This is a genomic window from Candidatus Chryseobacterium colombiense (assembly GCA_029203185.1).
GTDB lineage: Bacteria > Bacteroidota > Bacteroidia > Flavobacteriales > Weeksellaceae > Chryseobacterium > Chryseobacterium colombiense.
On the sequence record CP119310.1, the window covers coordinates 745513 to 767118 of the forward strand.

Consider the following 21606-nt stretch of genomic DNA (forward strand, 5'->3'; position numbering starts at 1 on the left):
TGATTATTAATTGTTTGTTTTTGATTTTTTAGACTGTTAATGATCCGGATAGTTTCGAAATAAAATTAATCCCTATTTTTGTTGAAATTCATCGGAAAATGAAGAATGTACTAAGCTGGTTTTTAGTTTTATTTCTTACTGTTTCACTGTTAAACAATTGTCTGAATAATAATAAGGTTCAGAAAGAAATCAGCGGAAAAAAATCTTTCATTGCCAAGCTTAGGGAATTGTATTCTTCCGGAGATACTTCAAAATGGCCTGTTCCGATGCTGGATGAAGAGGCTAAACCGTATTTTTCAGAAATTGGACATCTTCCAGAAATAGAGTTTCCGAGGGATAATACATATTCTCCCGAAAAAGCAGTGTTGGGAAAAATCCTTTTTTATGATCCGAGGCTTTCAGGTTCTAATCAAATTGCCTGTGCTTCTTGCCATGATCCTGAATTGGGATGGTGTGATAATAGAATGATTTCTTTTGGACACGACAGACAATTAGGAACTAGGAATGCAATGAGTATCTTAAACACGGCGTATGCAACTTCTTTATTTTGGGATGGACGTGCTGGTTCTTTAGAAGAACAGTCTCAGATGCCTATTCAGGATCAAAAAGAGATGAGTGGGCATGTGGATATGGCAGTTGGAAAAATTGCTAAAATTAAAGGATATGAAACCCTTTTTGAAAAAGCTTTTGGAGATAAGGCGATAACAAAAGAGAAAATAGCCAAAGCAATTGCCACCTTTGAAAGAACTATAAGAAGCTTTCCAAGTAAATTTGACCGTTTCATCGATGGTGAAATTAATCTCTTTACCGATGATGAAGTAATGGGATTACATCTATTCCGTACCAAGGCACAATGTATCAATTGTCATAACTCAGGATATTTTTCAAATAATCGTTTTGAAAATATAGGAACCTCTTTGCTGGGCTCCGAACAAGAAGACTTAGGAAGATATTTGGTAACTAAAAAGCCTGAAGATGTGGGCAAGTTTCGTGTACCTAGTTTGCGGGAAGTTGTAAGAACCGGACCATGGATGCATAATGGATCTTTTACATCTTTAACAGATATTATTCAGATATATAATAAAGGAAACCCGGAACCCTATAAAAATCGGACTACTATATATAATGGAGTGGAACTGACTTCTCATAAATCTGATATGCTAAGACTTCTTGATCTGACAGATGATGAAATTGTACAATTAGAAGCCTTTATAAGAACATTATCAACAAAAAATCAGCGGATTTCGCCTCCCGTTTTGCCTCGGTAACAATATAAAAAAACAAAACCCACAATGATTACCATTGTAGGTTTTTCGTAAATGAAATATATAATTAAGATTTGGGTGCTTACAATCTATAAATTCAAAATTTTGTCTTTATGTTTTATAAACTTATTTGTACAACACGTTGCAAATACTATGCCTGAAATCCCACAAATTTGTGATTTTTCGTAAAATTAATTGATGAAAGATTCTAACATGTTCATTTCCTGCTGGAAAAATATGTTGTGGCTTAATTAATTCAGGAGAAAAGAAGATTATTTATGAGACGTAATAAGTTTTCCGGCTAGTAAAAATGCGATGAAAAGAGTAGAAGCGAGTAGGCTTACGAATATATTCCAAGAAGTGGCATGCAGTAAATATCCGGTGCCACTTCCTAAGATACTGGAACCGAAATAATAAAATAACCAATACAAAGATGTAGCAGAAGATTTCCCGAATTTTGCACGAATAGCAACCATTTGACTTGCCATGGTGTGGGCAGAGAAAAAGGATAGGGTAAATAATGCTAAACCGAATATGACCAGATAAATATTTTTCAAATAGAAAAACAATAAAGAAGCAAACATAATTAAAATGAATGACTTCAGGATGTTTCTTTTCTCATAGTGTTTTGACAAATAGCTGGTAAGCATCGTTCCGAAAACTCCGAAAATATACATTAAGAAAATTAAGGCTATAAAATAGTGACTCAAAGAGAATGGTGGAGCTTCCAGCCGGAAACTTAAATAGTTATAGATGCTCACAAAAGTTCCCATAATAAGAGCAGCAATACAGAATAAAGATAAGAGAAAAGGATCCGAAAGAAACTTTCTCATTTGTTTTATTTTTAAAGAATAATCTGTTTTTTGAGGATGAAAAAAACGAGAGCTTGGAAAAATCTTCCAGAAACTTAATCCTAATATGAGACTTGCTATTCCAATAATCATAACGGCTGTTTTCCATCCATATTCCCCTGAAAGAATCGTTGTAGAAATTCTTCCGCTCATTCCTCCAATAGTATTTCCGCTCAGATACATACTAATAGCAAGTGCAACAGAAGATATTTCAACTTCTTCGGTAAGATAGGCGAGAGCAACTGCCGAAACCCCTGAAACTAAAAAACCTTTTAAAAAGCCAATCCCAATTAAAATTTCAAGACTGGGAATCCATGTAGAGATAAAAGTTAAAAGTGCGGAAGAAAGTAGGGAGAATACCATAAGCTTTTTTCTTGGATAGGCATCAGCTTTAAAAGCAAAGAAGAAAAGGCCTGTTGCCATTCCGATAGTAGTAGAAGATACCAGAAGAGAACTATTTCCCGCTCCTGCATTAAAATATTCACTTATTAAAGGAAGAAGCGGCTGAAAGAGGTAAAGTTGGGCGAATACAGAAAGACCTGATAAGAATATGCCTATTTTAATATGTTTAAATCTGGAGCTGTTCTTGCTTGCTTTTTCTAAGTTGCTCATCATAATATACTGTACCCAAATAATAGATTTGAAAATTACAAATTTCTTACTAATAAAAGTGGGTAGGTGTGATGAAATCTATTGATAGAACTGAATGTGGATTTAATTTTTAAAGTAAAAGATAATCTAAAAAGAAACAGTGCTGTGACTGTGGAAAAAAATATTTATATATTTTTGTGAATTAAATATAAATATATAACTATAAATCATATATTTGCAGTAAATAACTCCACAAACTAATAACTAAAAATGAACATAGATTTTACAACGGCAACTTTCAAAGATTTTGAAAATATTCCAGGTCTGGATATGATGGATCGTGCTGATGCCTATTATGACTTCTTAGATTATATGAAATCTAATGGACATCGTTATAGATTACAGAATAATACAGGATGCAGTTCGGTAATGAGTGTTACTGCGGGAAATACGACTAAAGAGTTTATTAGTTTTGTTACCAGTGATTACTTAGGCTTTACACAGCATCCTAAAGTAAAGCAGGCGGCTATTGAAGGAATTGAACAATTTGGTGCAGGTACTGCAGCGACTCCTCTTATTGGAGGATATTATTCGTATCACAAGGATTTGGAAGAAAAAATAGCTTCTTTTTTTGGAAGGTCGCAAGACGAAGCTGTAATTTTTACTACCGGATATACTGCAAATAGCGCCACATTACAGATATTGCTTCAAAAAGAAGATATTGCCATTGTAGACATGGGGGTGCATGCAAGTGTGTATGAAGGGTGTATTCTTACCAATAGGAAAACATTTCCGCACAATAATTTGGAAGCTTTAGAGCAAATTTTAAAGAGCTCAGAAAATAAATACCGTACCAAATTGGTAGTGATTGATGGAGTGTACTCCCAGGATGGAGATACATCACCAATCGAAGCAATATATCAATTGGTGAAAAAATATAACGCCTACTTAATGATTGACGATGTTCATGGAGTGGGAATTTTAGGAAAAACAGGGAGAGGAACGATTGAAGATACTGGGTTACTGGATAAAATTGATATTATTACAGGAACATTCAGTAAGACATTTGGGAATCTTGGAGGATATGTTATTGCTAATAAAAAGCTGACTAATTTTATCAGATTTCAATCCCGTCAGCAAATATTTTCAGCAACAACTCCGCCTCCTACTGCTACAGGAATCATTAAAGCTATTGAACTAATAGATGAAGAGCCGCATTGGCGTTTAAAGCTGTGGGATAATATCAATTATTTCAAAAAAGGATTAGATGATATGGGGTTAGATACAGGAACGACTTGTTCTGCTGTAATACCTGTTAAAATTGGAGATCCGCATATTACCGGAGATGCAGGGAAGCTTCTTTTAGATCGCGGAATCTATACCAATCCGATAATATATCCCGCAGTAGCGAGAAAAGATGCTCGTATAAGAATGAGTATCACTGCAACACACGAAAAAGAGCATCTTGACAAAACGTTGAGTGCGTTTGAGGATATAAAAAATAAATTGCATATTGCAAAAAAATAATAAACATGCCTAGAAAAGTTGTACAAGGTCCTATCAGAGATAAAGAAAAGACCAAACAAAAACTATTAGCCGCAGTTGGAAAAATTTTGAGAGTAAAAGGCTATTCAGGACTGAAAGTAAGTAAAATTGCTGCAGTCGCTGGATTTGATAAAAAACTGATCTATGAATATTTCGGAAGCACCGATAAGCTTATTGATGAGTATATCAAATCTCAGGATTATTTGAGCAGAGTGAGCCAGGATAATGTGGAAGTTGACATTTCAGATGGCGGTAAAGAATTGTCTAAAATTGCTATTCTTAGCCAATATGAAAACCTGAAAAAAAATAAAGAACTTCAGAAAATTATACTTTGGGGGCTTTCTGAAAGCAAGCCTATCCTTAAGAAAATTGCGGACGAAAGAGAAGAAATGGGAGAGATGCTTTTTACTAATATAGTAGATCCTTATTTCGGTCCGGAGGATTCGGTAAGATACAGGGCGATTGCTGCGCTTCTTGTTTCCGGTGCTTATTATTTAAATCTTTATACAGGGCATAATGCCAGCAAATTCTGTGGTATCGATTTGAAAACAGACGAAGGAAGACAGGAAATTGAAAAAGCTATCGCTGATATTATTGATTATGCCTACCAGAAAAAACAAAAATAAAACTATTGTTTTTTTGTAAGAAAATAATTTGTGGATAATTTGAAACCTTTACGCTTTCAGATTAAAACTTTATTTCTTATTTTTGACCAATGGAAAATTTTATTGTATCTGCAAGAAAGTACCGCCCACAAGAGTTTGATACCGTTGTTGGGCAATCTCATATTACAGATACTTTAGAGCATGCAATCGAGGAAAACCAATTGGCTCAGGCTCTGCTTTTTTGCGGACCTAGAGGAGTTGGAAAAACGACTTGTGCAAGAATTCTGGCTAGAAAGATCAATGAAAAAGACGGTTCTGTTTCAGAAGATGGTTTTGCGTATAATATCTATGAATTAGATGCCGCGTCTAATAACTCTGTAGATGATATCAGAGAATTAATAGATCAGGTTCGCTTTGCTCCTCAGGTTGGTAAATATAAAGTATATATTATCGACGAGGTTCATATGCTGTCTTCTGCAGCTTTTAATGCTTTTCTTAAAACATTGGAAGAGCCGCCTGCTCATGCGATATTTATTTTGGCAACCACGGAGAAACACAAAATCATTCCTACAATTTTATCCCGTTGCCAGATTTATGATTTCAAAAGAATTACCATTGAAGGTATTCAGGGGCATCTTAGGAATATTGCTCAGAAAGAAAGTGTGCAATATGAAGATGACGCTTTATACTTAATTGCTCAGAAAGCAGATGGAGCATTAAGAGATGCGCTTTCCATTTTTGACAGGCTTTCTACTTTTTCCCAAAAAAATATTACGCTGGCTAAAGCTGCGGAAGTATTGAATATTCTGGATTATGATCAATATCTTAATATTGTTGATTTAGCTAAAGAAAATAAAATACCAGAAGTATTATTCTCTTTCAACGAAATTGTAAAAAAAGGATTTGATCCGCATATTTTTATTGCAGGCTTAGGAAATCATTTCAGAGATTTAATGATGGCTCAAAATGCCTCTACGATAGAATTAATAGAAGTCGGGGAGCAGACAAAGATAAAGTTTGTAGAACAGGCCCAAAAGTGGAATGCACAACAATTAATAGATGCTATTGAAATTTGTAATCACGCAGATATTAATTACAAAAATTCTAAAAACCCTAGGCTTACTGTAGAAATCGCTTTAATGCAGTTGGCTTCTTTAACGGCTAATGGTGACGTTACAAAAAAAAAAAGTTCATAATATTAGCTCCGTTTCTTGAAGAAAAGCAAGAAGTTAGAATTCCAGTACCGGCACAACCTCAGGAAATAAAAGAAAAAAAGGCTGAAGCCGTCGTTTCTGTTCAGGAGGAAGAAAATGTTATCGTAAAAACATCCAAGCCATTATCCAAACGTCCTTCTACATCAGGGTTCAGTATTAATTCTTTTTTAACTAGGGAAGAAAAAGTAGAAGTAGACGAAAATGTAGCGGTAAAATCAGAAGATCTTCCGCAGCATCATTTTACCGATACTGATCTTCAGATGGAATGGAATCTGATGCTAAAACAATTACAGAAGAAAGACTCTTTCATTTTCAATGCGGTGAAAACATTCAAAATGTTTAAATCAGGTGAAAATCAGATTACGGTTTCCTATCCTTCAGATTCTGCAAAAGTAGAGTTTGATAAAGTAAGCGGTGAGTTTTTCAACCATTTTAAAAGAAAAGTCCACAACTATTCTATCGAGGTTGAATATAAGAGAGACTTCGAAAATCTCAAGGTAGAAGTGATGACAAAAAGAAAAATCTTCGAAAAATTTATAGAAAAAAATCCTCTTTTGAAAGATCTTGATGATTTAATGAGGTTTGATTTGACATAAATTTTATATATTTGTCAAATATTTGAACGGAAAATCATTTTTCGACAACTATAAATTAACAAAGAATAGCTGAAAATAGACGCTTTAACAATGAAAAATTTGTTTACACCTTACCAGTCTACTTTTGCACCCGCTGATTATTTTAGCGGTTATTTTAGCTTTTCGTTTACCTATTTTAGAAATTTCAGAAATTATTACCGATTTTATTGGTATTGCTAATCTGAATTTCTTTCTCAAAAAATACAGGAATACTGAAATATCTTTCATTTAAATCCTGATTCCTTTAAAAACTTTAACGGCATTTTTTGAAAAGAATTATAAAGTAATTTTATAATGCATTTCCTATGGATACAAACAAACAAGAATACAATAGAATAAAGATATGAACTTAAAAGATTTAAAAAACGAGTGGATTAATGACTTCGCTCAACCCATGATGATTGCCGGACCATGCAGTGCGGAAAGTGAGGCTCAAATGTTGGAGACGGCCAAAAGAATTAAAGAAACAAAAGCTCAGGTGCCTATTTTTCGTGCAGGAATCTGGAAACCAAGAACAAAGCCAAACGGATTTGAAGGAGTAGGGGTAATTGGTTTAAACTGGCTGAAAAAAGTAAAAGAAGAATATGGATTCAAAACGGCTACAGAGGTAGCGAATGCGCATCACGTTTTTGCAGCTTTAGAAGCAGATGTAGATATTCTATGGATCGGTGCCCGTTCTACGGTAAATCCTTTTACAGTTCAGGAAATTGCTCAGGCTTTAAGAGGAACAGATAAAATAGTTCTGGTAAAAAATCCTGTAAATCCGGATCTTGCTTTATGGATTGGAGCTTTAGAAAGGCTTTTAGGACAGGGAATTACCAATTTAGGAGTGATCCACAGAGGATTTTCTACCTACCAGAAAACAAAATACAGAAACAATCCGAACTGGCAGATCGCATTAGATTTTAAGAGCCAGTTTCCTAATATTCCGATGTTGATTGATCCTTCTCATATTTGTGGAAACCGAACAGGTTTGGCAGATATTACACAGGAAGCTCTGAATGTAGGTTATCAAGGAGCAATCATTGAAACGCACAGCAATCCTGATGAAGCTTGGAGTGATGCTTCCCAGCAAATTACACCGGAAGTTTTAGCGGAACTGATTGGCAATTTAAAAGTCAGAAGTACTGATTTGGCAGGATTTGAAGGAGAAATGGGACGACACAGAACATTGATCTCCGATCTTGATTTTCAATTGATTGAGCTGCTTTCTCAGAGAATGAAAATTTCCGAGAAAATCGGTAAACTTAAAAAAGAAAATGATATTGCGATTTTTCAGCCGGAACGCTGGAAAGTGATTACCGAATACGCTGTTCAGAAAGCACTGGAAACAGGAATGTCACAGGAATTCATAGAAAAAGTTTTCAAAGCAATTCATGAAGAATCTATTGAAGTTCAGAATAATATTATGATCAACAGATAGTAGTTTTTAGATTTTAATTAAATAAGGCTTAGTTGTAGGGGAGTTGGAATGTAAACAATTCTGGTTCTCTAAAATACTAAGCCTTATTTCTATCTCCTAATTCCTTATATTTGCAGCAATATTGTTTATGAAAGGAAAAGTCATTAAATCTACAGGAAGTTGGTATCAGGTTTTAGAATTAGAAACCGGAAAAATTTTTGAAGCCAGGATTCGTGGAAAATTTAAATTGATTAAAACCAGATTAACCAATCCTCTTGCTGTAGGAGATTTTGTGGAATTTCAACTGGAACAGGATGACATTGCGTGGATTACGAAAATAGAGCCTCGCAGAAATTATCTCATCAGAAAATCTGTAAACCTTTCAAAAGAAGCACATATTATTGCTTCCAATATCGATCTGGCATGTTTTATTTTTACTTTAAAACATCCTGAAACCTCTTTAGGTTTTCTTGATAGATTTTTGGCATGCTGTGAAGCTTACAATATAACTCCGCTTATTTTATTCAATAAAATTGATGTACTCAACGAAGAAGAAATTGAGATTGTAAAAGATATAGAATTCCTTTACAACGAAATTGGATATGATTCTCTGGAAATTTCTTCCTATTCAAAATTAAATTTAGATCAGCTACAGGATCTGCTTAAAGATAAAACCTCTGTATTTTTCGGACATTCAGGATGTGGAAAATCTACTTTGGTCAATGCTTTGCAGCCGGGGCTGAATTTAAAAACTTCTGAGATTTCAGATACCCACTTAAAAGGAAAACACACCACAACTTTTGCTCAAATGCATTTTTGGCACTTTGGCGGAAACGTAATCGATACACCCGGAGTTCGTGAATTTGCCATGATTGATATTGAAAAAGAAGAAGTGCAACATTATTTTCCGGAAATTTTCAAAAAGAGAGAAGAATGCAAATATCATAACTGCCTTCATATTAATGAGCCAAAATGTGCCGTTTTGGACAGTTTAGAGACCGGGGAAATCCAACATTCCCGATATTCTACTTATTTGAAGCTGATGGATGAAGCAGAAGAAGCTTCTTTAAAATAATTTAATCTTAAATTTTTTCGTCTTCTATTATATTGTTGCTTGATAATGAAGCAATAGTCGATTTATTATATTTTTATTTGTTGGAATTTTTGCGAAATTATCAATAAAAATGACTTTTGTTTATTAATAACAAAAAACCCAGCCGAAGCTGGGTAAAAACTAATAACCATGAAAACTCAAATTAAACATGAGAATCGGAATAGAATAAACAATTACTGTGCCAAAAAAATGATTGCGAATTATTCAAAAAGTTAATTTTATGTTAAAAAAAAATTAAAATTAAAATCGGATATTTTTTTGTAATTTTGCTCACTTTAAAAAAAATATAACATTTATGTCTAACATTACATTCACTATGATTAAGCCGGACGCTGTTGCAGACGGACATATCGGTGCGATATTAGGTAAAATCTCTGAAGGAGGCTTTAAAATCAAAGCTCTAAAATTGACTCAGCTTACTGTTGCTGATGCTAAAAAATTCTATGAAGTACACGCTGAAAGACCGTTCTACGGAGAATTGGTAGAATTTATGAGCTCAGGACCGATCGTAGCTGCTGTTTTAGAAAAAGAAAATGCAGTTGAAGATTTCAGAACTTTAATTGGTTCTACAAATCCTGCTGAAGCTGCTGAAGGAACAATCAGAAAAATGTTCGCAAGAAGCATTGGAGAAAATGCTGTGCATGGTTCAGATTCTGATGAAAACGCTCTTATTGAAGCTCAGTTTCATTTTTCAGGAAGAGAAATTTTCTAAGAAAAAGATTTCAAAAAATAAAAAGTCCGGAGATTTTCTCCGGACTTTCTTTTTTATACATATTATAAGTTGCTTTCAATAGCTTTTACCTTTTCACGGTACAACTCAATAGGTTGATCAAGTAAGACAGCAATAACAGTCATATTTTTATCCAGTCTTTCTTTTGGGATATCAATATAAACAATTCCCGGTGTGTCACTCCAGTAAAGCTTGTTGTAAATATTATGATTAATCATGGAGCCATCTCCTACAATACGGATTCTTGAAATTCCGTTTTTAATTCCTTTTAATGCAAGAGGACCGGTTGGAGTACCTTCTACAAAAAGATAAATCGTCTGCTGGTCTTTTGAAAGAGCGCTTATTCCGGAGTAGTGTCCGTCTGGTAAACCTTTTTCGGTTTCAAAAAGAGCTTCGGCGTGCTTGCTGATCCAGTTTAAAGTTTCCTTATTGGTTTTTGAACTGGTTGGAATTTTCATGTTGAGCCCGTCATTGGTTAAGCCTGAATTATTAAAAATGTTTTTTCCGTCGTATAATTCCTCTGCAATTTCATAGGCAGCGTTTTTAGTTTTTTGATCCTCTAAAATTTTTTGTAAGGAAGGTTCTTCTTTTTTTATTGTCTTGAAAACCTTAATTTCTTCATTGAAATTAAGTTCAACTACAGTCGCATCCTGATCAAATTTTACCTTTGAAAAATAAATAGTAATATTTCCAAAGTTGTCCGCTTTACAATCAAATTTAGCATTGTTGTCTCCAATAATTTTTGCAGATACAGGCTTAGAGTTTAACCCGTAAATTTTTGTGAAATCTTTGGCTTCTTCGAGATAAAGGAATAATTTTTTTCTGTCTTTTGAAATGGAAGACTTTCCTTTGTAATTCTCAAAAGGCAGACCTTTTCTTGTTCCGTAAACCGCTTCATGATATTTTGAAGTCCACCTTCCGAGATTTTTCAAAATTTCGATCTGTTCTTTAGGAATGCTTCCATCTGATTTAGGTCCGATATCCAATAATAAATTTCCCCCCATGCTAATTACATCTGCGAATGTTCTTACAATCATATTGGGAGTTTTATAGTGCGTGTCAAAAGGCTGAAATCCCCATGAATCATTCATGGTGTAGCAAAGTTCCCAAAATTCGTTTTCTGGGCTGATTACCGGAATTCCCTGCTCTGGAGTTTCATAATCACCATGACCATTAAGTCTTGAATTAATAATGATGTTGGGGTTGAACTTTTTCAGATTTTCAAGAGTTTCGGGAGCGTGCCATTCTTGCGAGGTGTGTTCCCAATCTCCATCAAACCATAAAAGATCAGGTTGATATTGAGAAGAAAGCTCATTGAGCTGAGTTTGATAATAGTTAATATAGTTTTGCCAACGTTGAGTATCGTTTTTTATATTATATCTTTTTTCAGTTCTGGTCTTACTATCATAATAAGGATGGCTCCAGTCAGGAAGAGAGTAGTAGAGACCTGTTTTTAAACCGGATTTTTTAAGCTCTGCTACAAAAGGTGTTAATACGTCTTTTTGGGCTAAAGAATTTTTAGGGATAGTTATTGCTTTTTCTGCCTTGGAATTCCAAAGAGCGACACCGTCGTGATGCTTTGTGGTAATTACCGAATACTTTGCTCCCGAATCTTTAATCAATTTCACCCAGTCTTCAGGATGGTATTGCGAAGCAGAAAACCCGTTAAGCTGCTTCATATAGTTTTCATGATTGATATAATTATTGAAAAATGACCATGATTCAGAAATACCATTTACAGAATAAATCCCCCAGTGAATAAAAACTCCTAGTTTAGCATCCTGAAACCATTCCATTTTTTTGTTTTCAGATGGCGTGTCTTGGGCGCTGAAGTAGGAAGTTGTGAAGATTGTGCTTAATAAAAAAATCTTGGTCAATTTATTTTTCATTGTTTATTTTTCAGCTAAAATAAGAAAAGTAGCCACGTTGTAAAATAAACCTTTTATTAAAAAAATACAGTAAAAATACTGGAGTGATTTCCGTGTTTTTACTGTGTCTTAGATTAAATTTTTTTGCGAGATTTACAGCAGAATTTAGAAAGAAATAATCCATTCAATATTAAACTAATAACAATATCAACTCTGTTTTTTTTGAGGAAACAATGAAGGCAACCGAAAGGCTGCCTTTTCATTTTTTATGTAAATAACAATTAGATTTTTAGCAACTCAATTGTTTTTTCGGGATTTTCCGTTGAGAATACTGCATTACCGGCAACCAGAACATCTGCTCCTGCGTCGAAAAGTTTTGCTGCATTGTCAAGATTTACTCCTCCGTCAATCTCAATGAGAGCTGTAGAGTTGTTGCTTAGAATCAAATCTTTAGTTTCTGCAATTTTTTTGTAAGTATTTTCGATAAATTTCTGTCCCCCGAATCCTGGGTTTACACTCATTAATAAAACCAGGTCTACATCAGCGATAATGTCTTCAAGCATTAAAACAGGAGTAGACGGATTTAAAACAACTCCCGCTTTTGCACCTAAGCTTTGAATATGATGAATCGTTCTGTGAAGATGAGTACATGCTTCATAATGAACAGAAACTAAATCTGCACCATGATTGATGAATTCTTCAACATATTTTTCAGGCTCAAGAATCATTAAATGAACATCTACAAATTTTTTGGCATGCTGCTGAATCGTTTTCATCACCGGAAAACCAAATGAGATGTTAGGAACAAATCTACCGTCCATCACGTCTACGTGAAGCCAGTCTGCCTGAGAATTGTTCAGCATTTCAATATCTTTTTGCAGATTCCCAAAGTCTGCAGATAAAAGGGAAGGAGCAATAAGCTTCGTTTTCATTTTTACTTTACTTTTATTTCTTCTATTAATGATACTTCAGTTTCATTTCCGGCTGTATCTTAAGAAGTGTTTCGTAAATAAGCTTTATTACATTTCCTACGTCTTCTTTAGAAACCATTTCTACTGTAGTGTGCATATAGCGCAAAGGTAGGGAAATTAATGCACTTGGTACACCGCCGTTAGAATGGGCAAAAGCATCGGTGTCTGTTCCTGTGGCTCTGCTTGCCGCAGCTCGTTGGAACGGAATTTTCTTTGTTTTTGCCGTATCAATAATCAGTTCTCTGATGGTGTGGTGAATGCTTGGAGCAAAGAAAACAACAGGACCTGCTCCGCATTTCTGATCGCCTTCTTTTTTCTTTTCGATCATTGGAGTGGTTGTATCATGAGTAACATCGGTAACAATGGCAATGTTAGGTTTGATAGTATCTGCAATCATATCTGCACCATATAAACCTACTTCTTCCTGAACGGAGTTGGTAATATATAATCCGAATGGAATGGTCTTTTTGTTTTCCTTTAAAAGTCTTGCTACTTCGGCAATCATAAATCCTCCGATCCTGTTGTCTAAAGCACGGCAGACAAAATACCTGTCATTCATTTCAAAGAATTCATCAGGATAAGTAATCATACATCCTACGTAAATTCCTAAATCTTCAACTTCTTTTTTGGAAACAGCACCGCAATCGATAAAGATATTTTCAATTTTAGGAGTAGGCTCGTTTTGATTTGCACTTCTGGTGTGGATGGCCGGCCAACCGAAAACACCTTTTACAATACCTTTTTCTCCATGGATATGAACTACTTTTGAGGGGGCGATTGTCTGGTCTGAACCTCCGTTTCGGATTACATAGATCAATCCGTCATCTGTAATATAGTTGACATACCATGAGATCTCATCTGCATGTGCTTCTATCACTACTTTGAACTCTGCTTCAGGATTGATAATTCCGTAACAGGTACCATAGTGATCAACTTCGATTTTATCGACATATTGACCTATATAATCCATCCAAATTTCTTGGCCTTTATGCTCAAAACCAGTCGGAGATGCTGTATTTAAGTATTTTTCTAAAAACTTTAAAGATTTCTTTTCAAATTTCATAAAAAGGAACGATTTTTGTAAGTAATTTTTGTTCTAATAAGTGTAAAAATAATGAATTTTAATAAAATTATTTGCCTTTTTCTTTTCTTTTTAGGGGTGAGTGTTTTCGGGCAAAAAGATTCTTTAAGGTACATACCTTTAAGTCAGTATCCTCCTGAATTGTTGAAAGTAGATGAATTTGGTAATAAATATTATTATGATGAACGGCAGAAAGCCAAGTTTTATGAAATAAATGGTGAAACCGTAGTTGTAATGGATGAGCTGACGTTATTGAACAAACCTAAGTTTAATAACCAATTAGATAAGAACTACTATTACTTCCTTAATAAAAAACTATATAGAGTTTATCCGTTATTTATAACCGCTTTGGGGCAGTATCGCGATATTCAGAAGGAGATGACTAATATGGATACTAAAGCGAAGAGAAAATATGTGAGAGACCGGCAGAATATGCTGGCTGATCAATACGAAAAACAATTAAGAGATTTAACGACAACAGAAGGACAGGTTTTTGCTAAGCTTATGAATAGAGCAACGGGTAAAAACGTCTATGAGATTATAAAAGAACTGAGAGGAGGATGGAGTGCATTTTGGTGGAATGTAAAAGGTAAAATGGCAGATATTGATCTAAAGGATCAGTATAATCCTCATGTGAACAGAACAGATGAGTTTTTAGAGTCTCTTTTGCAGTCTAATTGGAATTCGGGGTTTTTACAGCCTTATCCTGGTGCCTATCAGTTTAAAGTCGGCAGATAATATAATCATTATTATATAAAAAAAGAATTCCTGTAATAACTTTACAGGAATTTTTCTTTTAATTTATCAAATACAATTTTGTCAATAGGTAAAGGAAATGGATTATGAGGCTGATCGATGTCAATCCATTCTGTTTTTTCGATACAAGGGTCGAGAATAAGAAAATCTTCTTCGTTAATAATATTTACAATATAATATATAGTAAGGAGTTGTTCGTTTTCCCTAAAACGCGAAACTAAAAAATCTTCCTGAGTATAAAAGTGCTCTACAATTTCGACTTTTACATTGAGCTCCTCTTCAAATTCACGATGAAGGCATTCCAAAACTCCTTCCCCATATTCCAGTCCTCCTCCCGGAAATTTCATTAAAGCTTCACCGGCATATTCTTCAAACAAAGTCAATACTTTTTTGTTTTTTACAACACAAGCATAAACTCTGATGTTTATCTTATCTATCATATATAATAATTTGTAAGGCTAAAATAAGGAAATTATAGAGATTGTGAGAATATATAAGCCCGAAATTAATGTTGAAAATAGTTAGAGGTATTTACTATTAATAGCTGTTCTTAAACAGAATGGTCAGGCTCTACTAATTTCTAACTTCTAGAATTTAATGGCATTAATCATTTCTCTTTTTCCCGGAGGACCTTGTTTCTTTTCTACTTTAAAGTTCAGTTCCTGTAGAATTCTTCTTACGCTGCCTTTTGAAGAATAGGTTGTTAAAAGTCCGTTAACCTGCATTTTGTTGGCTACCATTTCAAATAAGGGTTTTTCCCAAAGATCCGGCTGTACTCTTGCTCCGAAACAATCATAATATACCAGGTTTATTTTAGGTAACACAATGTTTTCCAGGTCGAAAAAGTCACATTGTATCTTTTTAAGACTAAATCCTTTAGTGATTTCAACTGATTTTTCCCATTCTGCCAAATGAATTTTCTGATAAATATTTTTTAATTCCGGGTGATCAAAATGTTCAAAATAAGCCAAATCGTTAATTTCGGATTCATTTATGGGGTATTTTTCGAGTGAAAAATAATTGATGATATGATTTTTGTCAGTTTTTAAATATTCATTAATTGTCACCAAAACATTTAAACCTGTTCCAAAACCTAGTTCTAAAATATTAATTTCGTAATCATTTGTTAAATTTAGTCCATTTTTAATAAACACATGTTCGGCTTCCTGTAGGGCGCCGTGGTGAGAATGGTAATTTTCGTTTAATTCATTGATAAACAGTGTTTTGCTTCCGTCGTTTGTCGTTTTTACTTCCCTTTTCAAGCTATTTTTTCACAAATTTACTCTAAAATTTTTATATTTAGAAAATTATGTTAAATTTGTAGAACATCATAAAAAATTTTAGAAATGATAATTCAAAAAACTGAAAACTCCAGAATTTCTACATTCGACCCAAATAATTTTTCATTTGGAAATACTTTTATTGATCATATGGTGATTTGTGAGTATGAAAATGGGAAGTGGGGTGATGTGAAATTAGTTCCTTATGGTCCAATACCATTTACACCAGCAATGATGGGAGTAAATTACGGACAGGCTTGCTTTGAAGGTATGAAGGCCTACAAAGACAAAGATGGGCAGGTTTTCCTTTTCAGGCCTGAAAAGAATTTTGAACGTATCAATAAATCAGCGAAACGTCTTGCTATGCCCGAAGTAACGGAAGAAATGTTTTTGGATGGTTTGAAGGCTTTGGTAGATATAGACAGAGACTGGATTCCTCAGGGAGAAGGAATGTCTTTATACATACGACCATTGATTTTTGCTACGGAAGAAGCATTAAAAGCAAGAGTATCTGACAAATATATGTTTGCAATTGTAGCAACACCTGCTAAAATGTATTATACTGAGCCTGTTTCTGTGAAAATTTCTGATCATTATTCAAGAGCTGCAAATGGTGGAGTAGGTTCCGCTAAAGCTGCAGGTAATTACGCTGCATCTTTCTATCCGACTCAGTTGGCTATTGAAGAAGGATATGATCAAATTATCTGGACAGATGATGCTACTCATGAGTATTTCGAAGAAAGTGGAACAATGAATGTGTTTGTAAGAATTAATGATACTATTTTTACACCACCGACTTCTGAAAAGATCTTAGATGGTGTTACCAGAGATAGTTTCATTGCTTTGGCGAAGAAAAGAGGATTTGAAGTAAAAGTTGAACCAATTAAAGTAGAAGATGTTGTAGAAGCTCAGAGAAACGGAACATTGAAAGAAGTTTGGGGAGTTGGAACAGCAGTTGTAACTACCGTTTTCCAGGCTTTAGGATATAAAGGAGAAAAATTGGAATTACCAAAACTTTCTTCTGAAGAAAGCTATGCTGAAACTCTGAAAAATGATTTAGTGAGTTTACAGACAAACCTTTCTGAAGATACATTCGGATGGAGAGTACTGGTAGATCACGTATTGGAAACAGTATAAATTCAATTCAATAAAATCTAAATAAAGTCGGGAAATTTTTCCCGGCTTTTTTTGTTTTAAATGAGTTGTTGTACTGTCATTCCGAAAGGAACAAAGTGAATTGAAGAATCTGTGGTTGTAATTGTCTGAGATTCTTCCTTCGTCAGAATGACAGTTAGAAAATCTGGACATTGAAAAAGCTATAACAATTTAAAATCAAATTATTGTAAAAGTTGTATAACTTTTATCTAATAAGTTAACCAACTTTTGTAATTAATTCCCGAAATGTGTATTTTCGCAAATGTTTATGAAAAAAATACTCTTCATATCTGTATTGGGCTTATTGAGCTGCAATAGAAATACACAACAGGCACATCCTCCTGTAGGTGGTGTTCTGAGCAAAAGTGATCTGGATGTTTCACGGGAAAGAATGAAAAACCTCAACACATTGGAAAGAAACCAGATTCAGGATTGGATTGGCGGGCAAACTGAGAAGTTTTACCCCACACAGCTTAATTACTGGGTAAATGCTCAGGGGTTTGATAAAAGAGAAAAAAGGGCAGATGAAAGTCTGATTTCTTACTCTTATGATCTTTACGATTTTGATCAGACTAAAATTTATGATCAGCCTGTTGCAAGAAGAGATGCTAAATTCGGACATTTTGATGAATTAAAAGCGGTAGAAAATGCTTTACGTTTTATACATGATGGTGAGGAAGTTACTCTTTTGGTTCCATCTTCTCTGGCTTATGGAACTTTCGGGGATGAGAAGAAAATTGATAACGACATCCCTTTAATCATAAAATTAAAAGCTTTATAATAAATGAAATTGTTTAACAAGAATATAATTCTGGCAGCGGCAAGTATTTCGCTGATGAGTTGTACCCCAATTTATAAAAAAATGAACGTAGACAAAGAAACTTACGAAGGTCTTAATGACGGACTTTATGCCAATCTTCAAACAACAAAAGGAAACCTGATTGTAAAATTTGAAGATAAGAAAGCACCTGTAACTGTAGCGAACTTTATTGGTCTTGCAGAAGGTAAAATCGACAACAAAGCTAAAGCGAAAGGAGTTCCTTACTATGACGGAACTATTTTTCACAGAGTGATCAAGGATTTCATGATTCAGGGAGGAGATCCTCAAGGAACAGGAATGGGAGATCCAGGATATAAATTTGAAGACGAAAGAAACGACCTTAAGCATACAGGAAAAGGAATTCTTTCTATGGCGAATTCAGGACCGAATACTAACGGATCTCAATTCTTCATTACTGAAGTTGCTACACCCTGGTTAGATGGAAGACATACGATCTTTGGAAAAGTAGTAAAAGGTGAAGATGTAATCGATGCGATTGCCAACGTAGAAAAAGGAGCTCAGGATAAGCCTAAAACAGATATCGTTTTAGAAAAAGTTTCTGTTTTCAGCAAAGGTGATGAATACAAAAACTATGATCCGGCAAAAACTTTCAACGAAGGAAAAGCTAAAATTGCTGAGAAAAATAAGGAGTTCGTTGCTAAAGAAGAAGCTGATAAGAAAAGAAAAGAAGAAGAATTTAAAGCGAACCAGTTGAAAATGGTTGAAGATTTAAAAGCCGGAATGCAAAAAACAGAATCTGGTCTTTACTATAAAATCACAAAAACAACTGATGGAAAAGCTCCAAAAGCTGGGGATAATGTATCTGTACATTATGCAGGTAAATTGGTAGACGGAACCGAATTTGATTCTTCATTCAAGAGAAATGAGCCTATTGAAATTCCAATCGGAATGGGAAGAGTAATCAAAGGATGGGATGAAGGAATTCTTTTATTAAAAGAAGGTGAAACTGCTACTTTATTGATTCCTCCTGCAATGGGATATGGAGAAAGAGGAGCAGGAGGAGTAATTCCGCCAAATGCTTGGTTGATTTTTGATGTTGAGCTTGTAAAAGTAAAATAATCTAATCTTAAAATATTTTAAAAGCCGTCCGTAAGGATGGCTTTTTTAACAACTATAATTCAATATATAAATAATGAAATTTAAACTAATAATTTTTATAACATCTTTTTTTTCAATTTTTTCGTGTAACCAAACAAAAGAAATCGATTATGAATCAGGGATAAAAAGATCTTTAACTGCCATGGTTTAAAATATTAAATCAAAGAATATAGGGAATGCCGTAAATTTTATTTATCCTAAATATTTAGATTTAATTACAAGAGAGCAAATGATCAAGATTCTGAATGTTTCTTACAATAATCCAAGTATGATGGTAAATATTCAAGATTTTAAAATATATAATATTGAAAAACCTCAATTAATAGATAAAGAGTACTTTTCAATAATAAATTATTCTTTTAGAATTAAGCTGAAGATTGACTGGAATTCAAATCCGAATAAAGATATTGTAAAACGAAAAATAGATGAAGCAATGATTTTAAAATATGGGAAAGAAAATGTTCAATATTTGGCTAGTGATGATTATTATTTAATTAATGCAAGGATGAAAGCTTGTGCAATCTCAAGCGAAGGGAAAGATTGGACATTTTTGGTACTGGATAAAAAATATAAGTCCGAAATTGTGGGGATCGTACCGGAAAAAATTCTTGAGAAATTTTAAAATATAAAATAGTGAAAGCTATCCGTAAGGATGGCTTTTTTATTTAACGAAAATATATTCTGTAACGATTTATCTAAAACCTTCGACATATTTGGTAAAGAGATTACCAGAAAAGTCGAATATCTATTCTTGTAAAGAATCTTAAGAATCTAATATTAAAAATGATGAAAACCAAATCACTTCTGTTTCTATTTTTCCTGTTGTCATTCATTTCTTTTGGCCAAACAAAAGCTAATCCAGATGATATATCAATTAAGAAAAACCTTACTTATTTTGTAAATACAATTAAAACTAAGAAAATAGATCAGTCAATAAATTGTATCTATCCTAAATTTTTTACCATTGTTGCCAAAGAACAAATGACCCAGATTATGAATTTGACCTACAACAATCCTTTTATGAAGATTGATGTACAGGATTTGCAATTCGGGGATATTGAGAAACCGGAATTAATTAGTGGTGAATATTTCTCTATCGTCAACTATTATCTTAAAATGAAATGTAATGTAAACTCATTGAATGATGATATGAAAAAGCAAATGAATGCAGCTTTGATAGGTAAATATGGCAAAAATAATGTAAAATATTTAGCCGACGAAGGTTCATATCTGATTAACGCCAATATGAAAGCTTGTGCTGTTTCAAAAGACAGGAAATACTGGAAATTTGTAATCCTTGAAAAAGAATTTAAAACTGAATTAACAAAAATATTACCGAAGAAGGTTTTGGATAAGATCTAACAAAAAATCCCTCTCTTAAAATAAGAGAGGGATTTTTTTATTCAGTTTGATCTAAATACGTCAAAGTTGATTCCTTTATAAAATCTTCAAGTGGGGTATTCTCTTTCGCACTTTTGTTGGTAAGCTCAATCAAGTAGATGATCGTACTGTTGATTCTGTTATCCTTAAAAGTTAGTTTGAACCTTTTTGCTTTAGGACTGGAATTAGCAAAGGTCAGTTCTTTAGTATTGGTCAGTTTTACATTGTTTACATCAAAACCGGCACGAGGATCTTTCTGAAGCTTCAAAAATCTCTTTTGAGTCTTATCCCTGGTTTCAGCAAGGAATTTTTCCATTTGATAATCGGTTAATAATTGCGGATATATAAGGCCATGTTGTAGGATGTAAGCTGTAATTTTATCTGATTTATCATAGAAAATAACCTTATCATCAAACAATACCTGGGTATCTTTTACATTTATCTTTCCTTCAAATTTTTTATAGTTTTTCTTTTTATATTCAGTTTTAAAATGCTGTATAATAGATTGATCTTTAGAGCTTAATGCTTCTGTTTTTTGGCCGAAAGTATAAACACTTAATGATAAACAGAGACTTAATGATAATAAAAGTTTCATAATTTTAAAAATTTAATTTTTACGTATTGTAAGAATCTTTATAAAATATTTTTCAGACGGAGATATTGAATTAACATGATTGTTTTTGCGTCTTTAATGCCGCCTTTGTCAATCAGGCGAAGTGCTTCTTCAAAAGAAAGTTCTAAAACCTCAATATTTTCACCTTCCTCTTCAAGGCCGCCTCCATCAGTTATTTTCATTTCATTGGAATATTCAGCGATAAAGAAATGAAGAATTTCGGTAACTGAACCTGGAGACATATAGGCTTCAAATACCTTTTGTACTTCAGATATTTTATACCCGGTTTCTTCCTCTGTTTCCCTTTTTATGCATTCTTCAGGGTGATCATTATCTAATAATCCTGCACAGGCTTCAATCAGCATTCCGTCATCATTGCCATTAATGTAGGTAGGTAAACGGAATTGTCTGGTGAGTATAATTGTTTTTTGAATGGTATTATAGAGTAGAATCACGGCTCCGTTTCCTCTGTCATAGGCTTCTCTGCTTTGGGTTTCTTCACTGCCGTCTTTCTTTTTAATGCTAAAGGTTACCTTTTTCAAAGTATACCAGTTGTCAGATAATATTTCTGTGTTTTTAATCTTTATTTTTGGATTTTGCATGGGTAGATT

At 33.8% G+C, this 21606-nt stretch carries 22 protein-coding genes; 14 read left to right on the top strand and 8 right to left on the bottom strand.

What is annotated here, in order from left to right:
- Positions 1-98 precede the first annotated feature (98 nt).
- Positions 99-1268 carry a cytochrome c peroxidase gene (locus P0Y62_03070; protein WEK70538.1) on the top strand — a complete coding sequence of 390 codons (1170 nt, stop codon included), beginning with the start codon at positions 99-101 and terminating at the stop codon, positions 1266-1268.
- Positions 1269-1537: 269 nt separating this feature from the next.
- Here P0Y62_03070 and P0Y62_03075 read toward each other — a convergent pair whose 3' ends face one another.
- Positions 1538-2731 (bottom strand): MFS transporter, encoded by a 1194-nt coding sequence (locus P0Y62_03075; GenBank protein WEK70539.1) that lies wholly within the window; start codon positions 2729-2731, stop codon positions 1538-1540.
- A gap of 246 nt (positions 2732-2977) precedes the next feature.
- Between P0Y62_03075 and P0Y62_03080 the strand changes: the two genes are divergently transcribed.
- The 7 genes from P0Y62_03080 to P0Y62_03110 all read left to right on the top strand — a co-directional run bounded on the left by P0Y62_03080 (position 2978) and on the right by P0Y62_03110 (position 9934).
- Positions 2978-4234, top strand: a complete 1257-nt coding sequence (locus P0Y62_03080; GenBank protein ID WEK70540.1) for an aminotransferase class I/II-fold pyridoxal phosphate-dependent enzyme — start codon at positions 2978-2980, stop codon at positions 4232-4234.
- 5 nt (positions 4235-4239) lie between these two features.
- Entirely contained in the window at positions 4240-4878 is a 639-nt protein-coding gene (locus tag P0Y62_03085) for a TetR/AcrR family transcriptional regulator (GenBank protein ID WEK70541.1), read from the top strand.
- A gap of 89 nt (positions 4879-4967) precedes the next feature.
- A complete protein-coding gene (dnaX, locus tag P0Y62_03090; GenBank protein WEK70542.1) occupies positions 4968-6053 on the top strand; it encodes a DNA polymerase III subunit gamma/tau in 1086 nt (361 codons plus the stop codon).
- 293 nt (positions 6054-6346) lie between these two features.
- A complete protein-coding gene (locus tag P0Y62_03095; protein WEK70543.1) occupies positions 6347-6667 on the top strand; it encodes a hypothetical protein in 321 nt (106 codons plus the stop codon).
- 382 nt (positions 6668-7049) lie between these two features.
- On the top strand, positions 7050-8129 hold the full coding sequence (locus P0Y62_03100; GenBank protein ID WEK70544.1) for a chorismate mutase: 1080 nt from the start codon (positions 7050-7052) through the stop codon (positions 8127-8129).
- 127 nt (positions 8130-8256) lie between these two features.
- Positions 8257-9183 carry a ribosome small subunit-dependent GTPase A gene (rsgA, locus tag P0Y62_03105; GenBank protein WEK70545.1) on the top strand — a complete coding sequence of 309 codons (927 nt, stop codon included), beginning with the start codon at positions 8257-8259 and terminating at the stop codon, positions 9181-9183.
- Positions 9184-9517: 334 nt separating this feature from the next.
- A complete protein-coding gene (locus tag P0Y62_03110; protein ID WEK70546.1) occupies positions 9518-9934 on the top strand; it encodes a nucleoside-diphosphate kinase in 417 nt (138 codons plus the stop codon).
- Positions 9935-9996: 62 nt separating this feature from the next.
- On the opposite strand, the gene P0Y62_03115 is transcribed toward P0Y62_03110, so the two are convergent.
- The 3 genes from P0Y62_03115 to P0Y62_03125 all read right to left on the bottom strand — a co-directional run bounded on the left by P0Y62_03115 (position 9997) and on the right by P0Y62_03125 (position 13854).
- Positions 9997-11841, bottom strand: a complete 1845-nt coding sequence (locus P0Y62_03115) for an alpha-L-fucosidase (GenBank protein ID WEK70547.1) — start codon at positions 11839-11841, stop codon at positions 9997-9999.
- A gap of 260 nt (positions 11842-12101) precedes the next feature.
- Positions 12102-12752, bottom strand: coding sequence for a ribulose-phosphate 3-epimerase (gene rpe / locus P0Y62_03120; protein WEK70548.1), 651 nt, complete (start codon positions 12750-12752; stop codon positions 12102-12104).
- A gap of 25 nt (positions 12753-12777) precedes the next feature.
- Entirely contained in the window at positions 12778-13854 is a 1077-nt protein-coding gene (locus tag P0Y62_03125; protein WEK70549.1) for a M42 family peptidase, read from the bottom strand.
- A gap of 51 nt (positions 13855-13905) precedes the next feature.
- Here P0Y62_03125 and P0Y62_03130 point away from each other — a divergent pair, with 51 nt between their 5' ends.
- Positions 13906-14610: a DUF4294 domain-containing protein gene (locus P0Y62_03130; protein ID WEK70550.1), complete on the top strand. Its 705-nt coding sequence runs from the start codon at positions 13906-13908 to the stop codon at positions 14608-14610.
- Positions 14611-14651: 41 nt separating this feature from the next.
- Here P0Y62_03130 and P0Y62_03135 read toward each other — a convergent pair whose 3' ends face one another.
- Both P0Y62_03135 and mnmD read right to left on the bottom strand, forming a co-directional pair.
- The gene (locus P0Y62_03135) at positions 14652-15068 is read right to left on the bottom strand and encodes an NUDIX hydrolase (protein WEK70551.1); all 417 of its coding nucleotides are present in this window, start codon (positions 15066-15068) and stop codon (positions 14652-14654) included.
- 147 nt (positions 15069-15215) lie between these two features.
- Positions 15216-15890 (bottom strand): tRNA (5-methylaminomethyl-2-thiouridine)(34)-methyltransferase MnmD, encoded by a 675-nt coding sequence (mnmD, locus tag P0Y62_03140; GenBank protein WEK70552.1) that lies wholly within the window; start codon positions 15888-15890, stop codon positions 15216-15218.
- 84 nt (positions 15891-15974) lie between these two features.
- Here mnmD and P0Y62_03145 point away from each other — a divergent pair, with 84 nt between their 5' ends.
- The 5 genes from P0Y62_03145 (at position 15975) to P0Y62_03165 (ending at position 20364) form a co-directional block, all read left to right on the top strand.
- Entirely contained in the window at positions 15975-17045 is a 1071-nt protein-coding gene (locus P0Y62_03145) for a branched-chain amino acid aminotransferase (GenBank protein WEK70553.1), read from the top strand.
- Between the two features lie 286 nt (positions 17046-17331).
- Positions 17332-17844 carry a hypothetical protein gene (locus tag P0Y62_03150; protein ID WEK70554.1) on the top strand — a complete coding sequence of 171 codons (513 nt, stop codon included), beginning with the start codon at positions 17332-17334 and terminating at the stop codon, positions 17842-17844.
- An 81-nt stretch (positions 17845-17925) separates the two neighbouring features.
- Positions 17926-18963: a peptidylprolyl isomerase gene (locus P0Y62_03155; protein ID WEK71771.1), complete on the top strand. Its 1038-nt coding sequence runs from the start codon at positions 17926-17928 to the stop codon at positions 18961-18963.
- 307 nt (positions 18964-19270) lie between these two features.
- Entirely contained in the window at positions 19271-19624 is a 354-nt protein-coding gene (locus tag P0Y62_03160) for a hypothetical protein (protein WEK70555.1), read from the top strand.
- Positions 19625-19785: 161 nt separating this feature from the next.
- Positions 19786-20364: a hypothetical protein gene (locus P0Y62_03165; protein WEK70556.1), complete on the top strand. Its 579-nt coding sequence runs from the start codon at positions 19786-19788 to the stop codon at positions 20362-20364.
- Between the two features lie 37 nt (positions 20365-20401).
- Here the strand turns inward: P0Y62_03165 and P0Y62_03170 are convergent, their stop codons facing one another.
- Complete coding sequence (locus P0Y62_03170) at positions 20402-20977, bottom strand: hypothetical protein (protein WEK70557.1); 576 nt, start codon at positions 20975-20977, stop codon at positions 20402-20404.
- A 38-nt stretch (positions 20978-21015) separates the two neighbouring features.
- The gene (gene nudK / locus P0Y62_03175) at positions 21016-21597 is read right to left on the bottom strand and encodes a GDP-mannose pyrophosphatase NudK (GenBank protein ID WEK70558.1); all 582 of its coding nucleotides are present in this window, start codon (positions 21595-21597) and stop codon (positions 21016-21018) included.
- Between the last annotated feature and the right edge of the window lie 9 nt (positions 21598-21606).

What these genes read in the sequence shown, in the direction of transcription:
- P0Y62_03070 (WEK70538.1), top strand. Translation starts at nt 99, where the DNA reads ATGAAGAATGTACTAAGCTGGTTTTTAGTTTTATTTCTTACTGTTTCA.
- P0Y62_03075 (WEK70539.1), bottom strand. Translation starts at nt 2,731, where the DNA reads ATGATGAGCAACTTAGAAAAAGCAAGCAAGAACAGCTCCAGATTTAAA.
- P0Y62_03080 (WEK70540.1), top strand. Translation starts at nt 2,978, where the DNA reads ATGAACATAGATTTTACAACGGCAACTTTCAAAGATTTTGAAAATATT.
- P0Y62_03085 (WEK70541.1), top strand. Translation starts at nt 4,240, where the DNA reads ATGCCTAGAAAAGTTGTACAAGGTCCTATCAGAGATAAAGAAAAGACC.
- dnaX (WEK70542.1), top strand. Translation starts at nt 4,968, where the DNA reads ATGGAAAATTTTATTGTATCTGCAAGAAAGTACCGCCCACAAGAGTTT.
- P0Y62_03095 (WEK70543.1), top strand. Translation starts at nt 6,347, where the DNA reads ATGCTAAAACAATTACAGAAGAAAGACTCTTTCATTTTCAATGCGGTG.
- P0Y62_03100 (WEK70544.1), top strand. Translation starts at nt 7,050, where the DNA reads ATGAACTTAAAAGATTTAAAAAACGAGTGGATTAATGACTTCGCTCAA.
- rsgA (WEK70545.1), top strand. Translation starts at nt 8,257, where the DNA reads ATGAAAGGAAAAGTCATTAAATCTACAGGAAGTTGGTATCAGGTTTTA.
- P0Y62_03110 (WEK70546.1), top strand. Translation starts at nt 9,518, where the DNA reads ATGTCTAACATTACATTCACTATGATTAAGCCGGACGCTGTTGCAGAC.
- P0Y62_03115 (WEK70547.1), bottom strand. Translation starts at nt 11,841, where the DNA reads ATGAAAAATAAATTGACCAAGATTTTTTTATTAAGCACAATCTTCACA.
- rpe (WEK70548.1), bottom strand. Translation starts at nt 12,752, where the DNA reads ATGAAAACGAAGCTTATTGCTCCTTCCCTTTTATCTGCAGACTTTGGG.
- P0Y62_03125 (WEK70549.1), bottom strand. Translation starts at nt 13,854, where the DNA reads ATGAAATTTGAAAAGAAATCTTTAAAGTTTTTAGAAAAATACTTAAAT.
- P0Y62_03130 (WEK70550.1), top strand. Translation starts at nt 13,906, where the DNA reads ATGAATTTTAATAAAATTATTTGCCTTTTTCTTTTCTTTTTAGGGGTG.
- P0Y62_03135 (WEK70551.1), bottom strand. Translation starts at nt 15,068, where the DNA reads ATGATAGATAAGATAAACATCAGAGTTTATGCTTGTGTTGTAAAAAAC.
- P0Y62_03145 (WEK70553.1), top strand. Translation starts at nt 15,975, where the DNA reads ATGATAATTCAAAAAACTGAAAACTCCAGAATTTCTACATTCGACCCA.
- P0Y62_03150 (WEK70554.1), top strand. Translation starts at nt 17,332, where the DNA reads ATGAAAAAAATACTCTTCATATCTGTATTGGGCTTATTGAGCTGCAAT.
- P0Y62_03155 (WEK71771.1), top strand. Translation starts at nt 17,926, where the DNA reads ATGAACGTAGACAAAGAAACTTACGAAGGTCTTAATGACGGACTTTAT.
- P0Y62_03160 (WEK70555.1), top strand. Translation starts at nt 19,271, where the DNA reads ATGATGGTAAATATTCAAGATTTTAAAATATATAATATTGAAAAACCT.
- P0Y62_03165 (WEK70556.1), top strand. Translation starts at nt 19,786, where the DNA reads ATGATGAAAACCAAATCACTTCTGTTTCTATTTTTCCTGTTGTCATTC.
- P0Y62_03170 (WEK70557.1), bottom strand. Translation starts at nt 20,977, where the DNA reads ATGAAACTTTTATTATCATTAAGTCTCTGTTTATCATTAAGTGTTTAT.
- nudK (WEK70558.1), bottom strand. Translation starts at nt 21,597, where the DNA reads ATGCAAAATCCAAAAATAAAGATTAAAAACACAGAAATATTATCTGAC.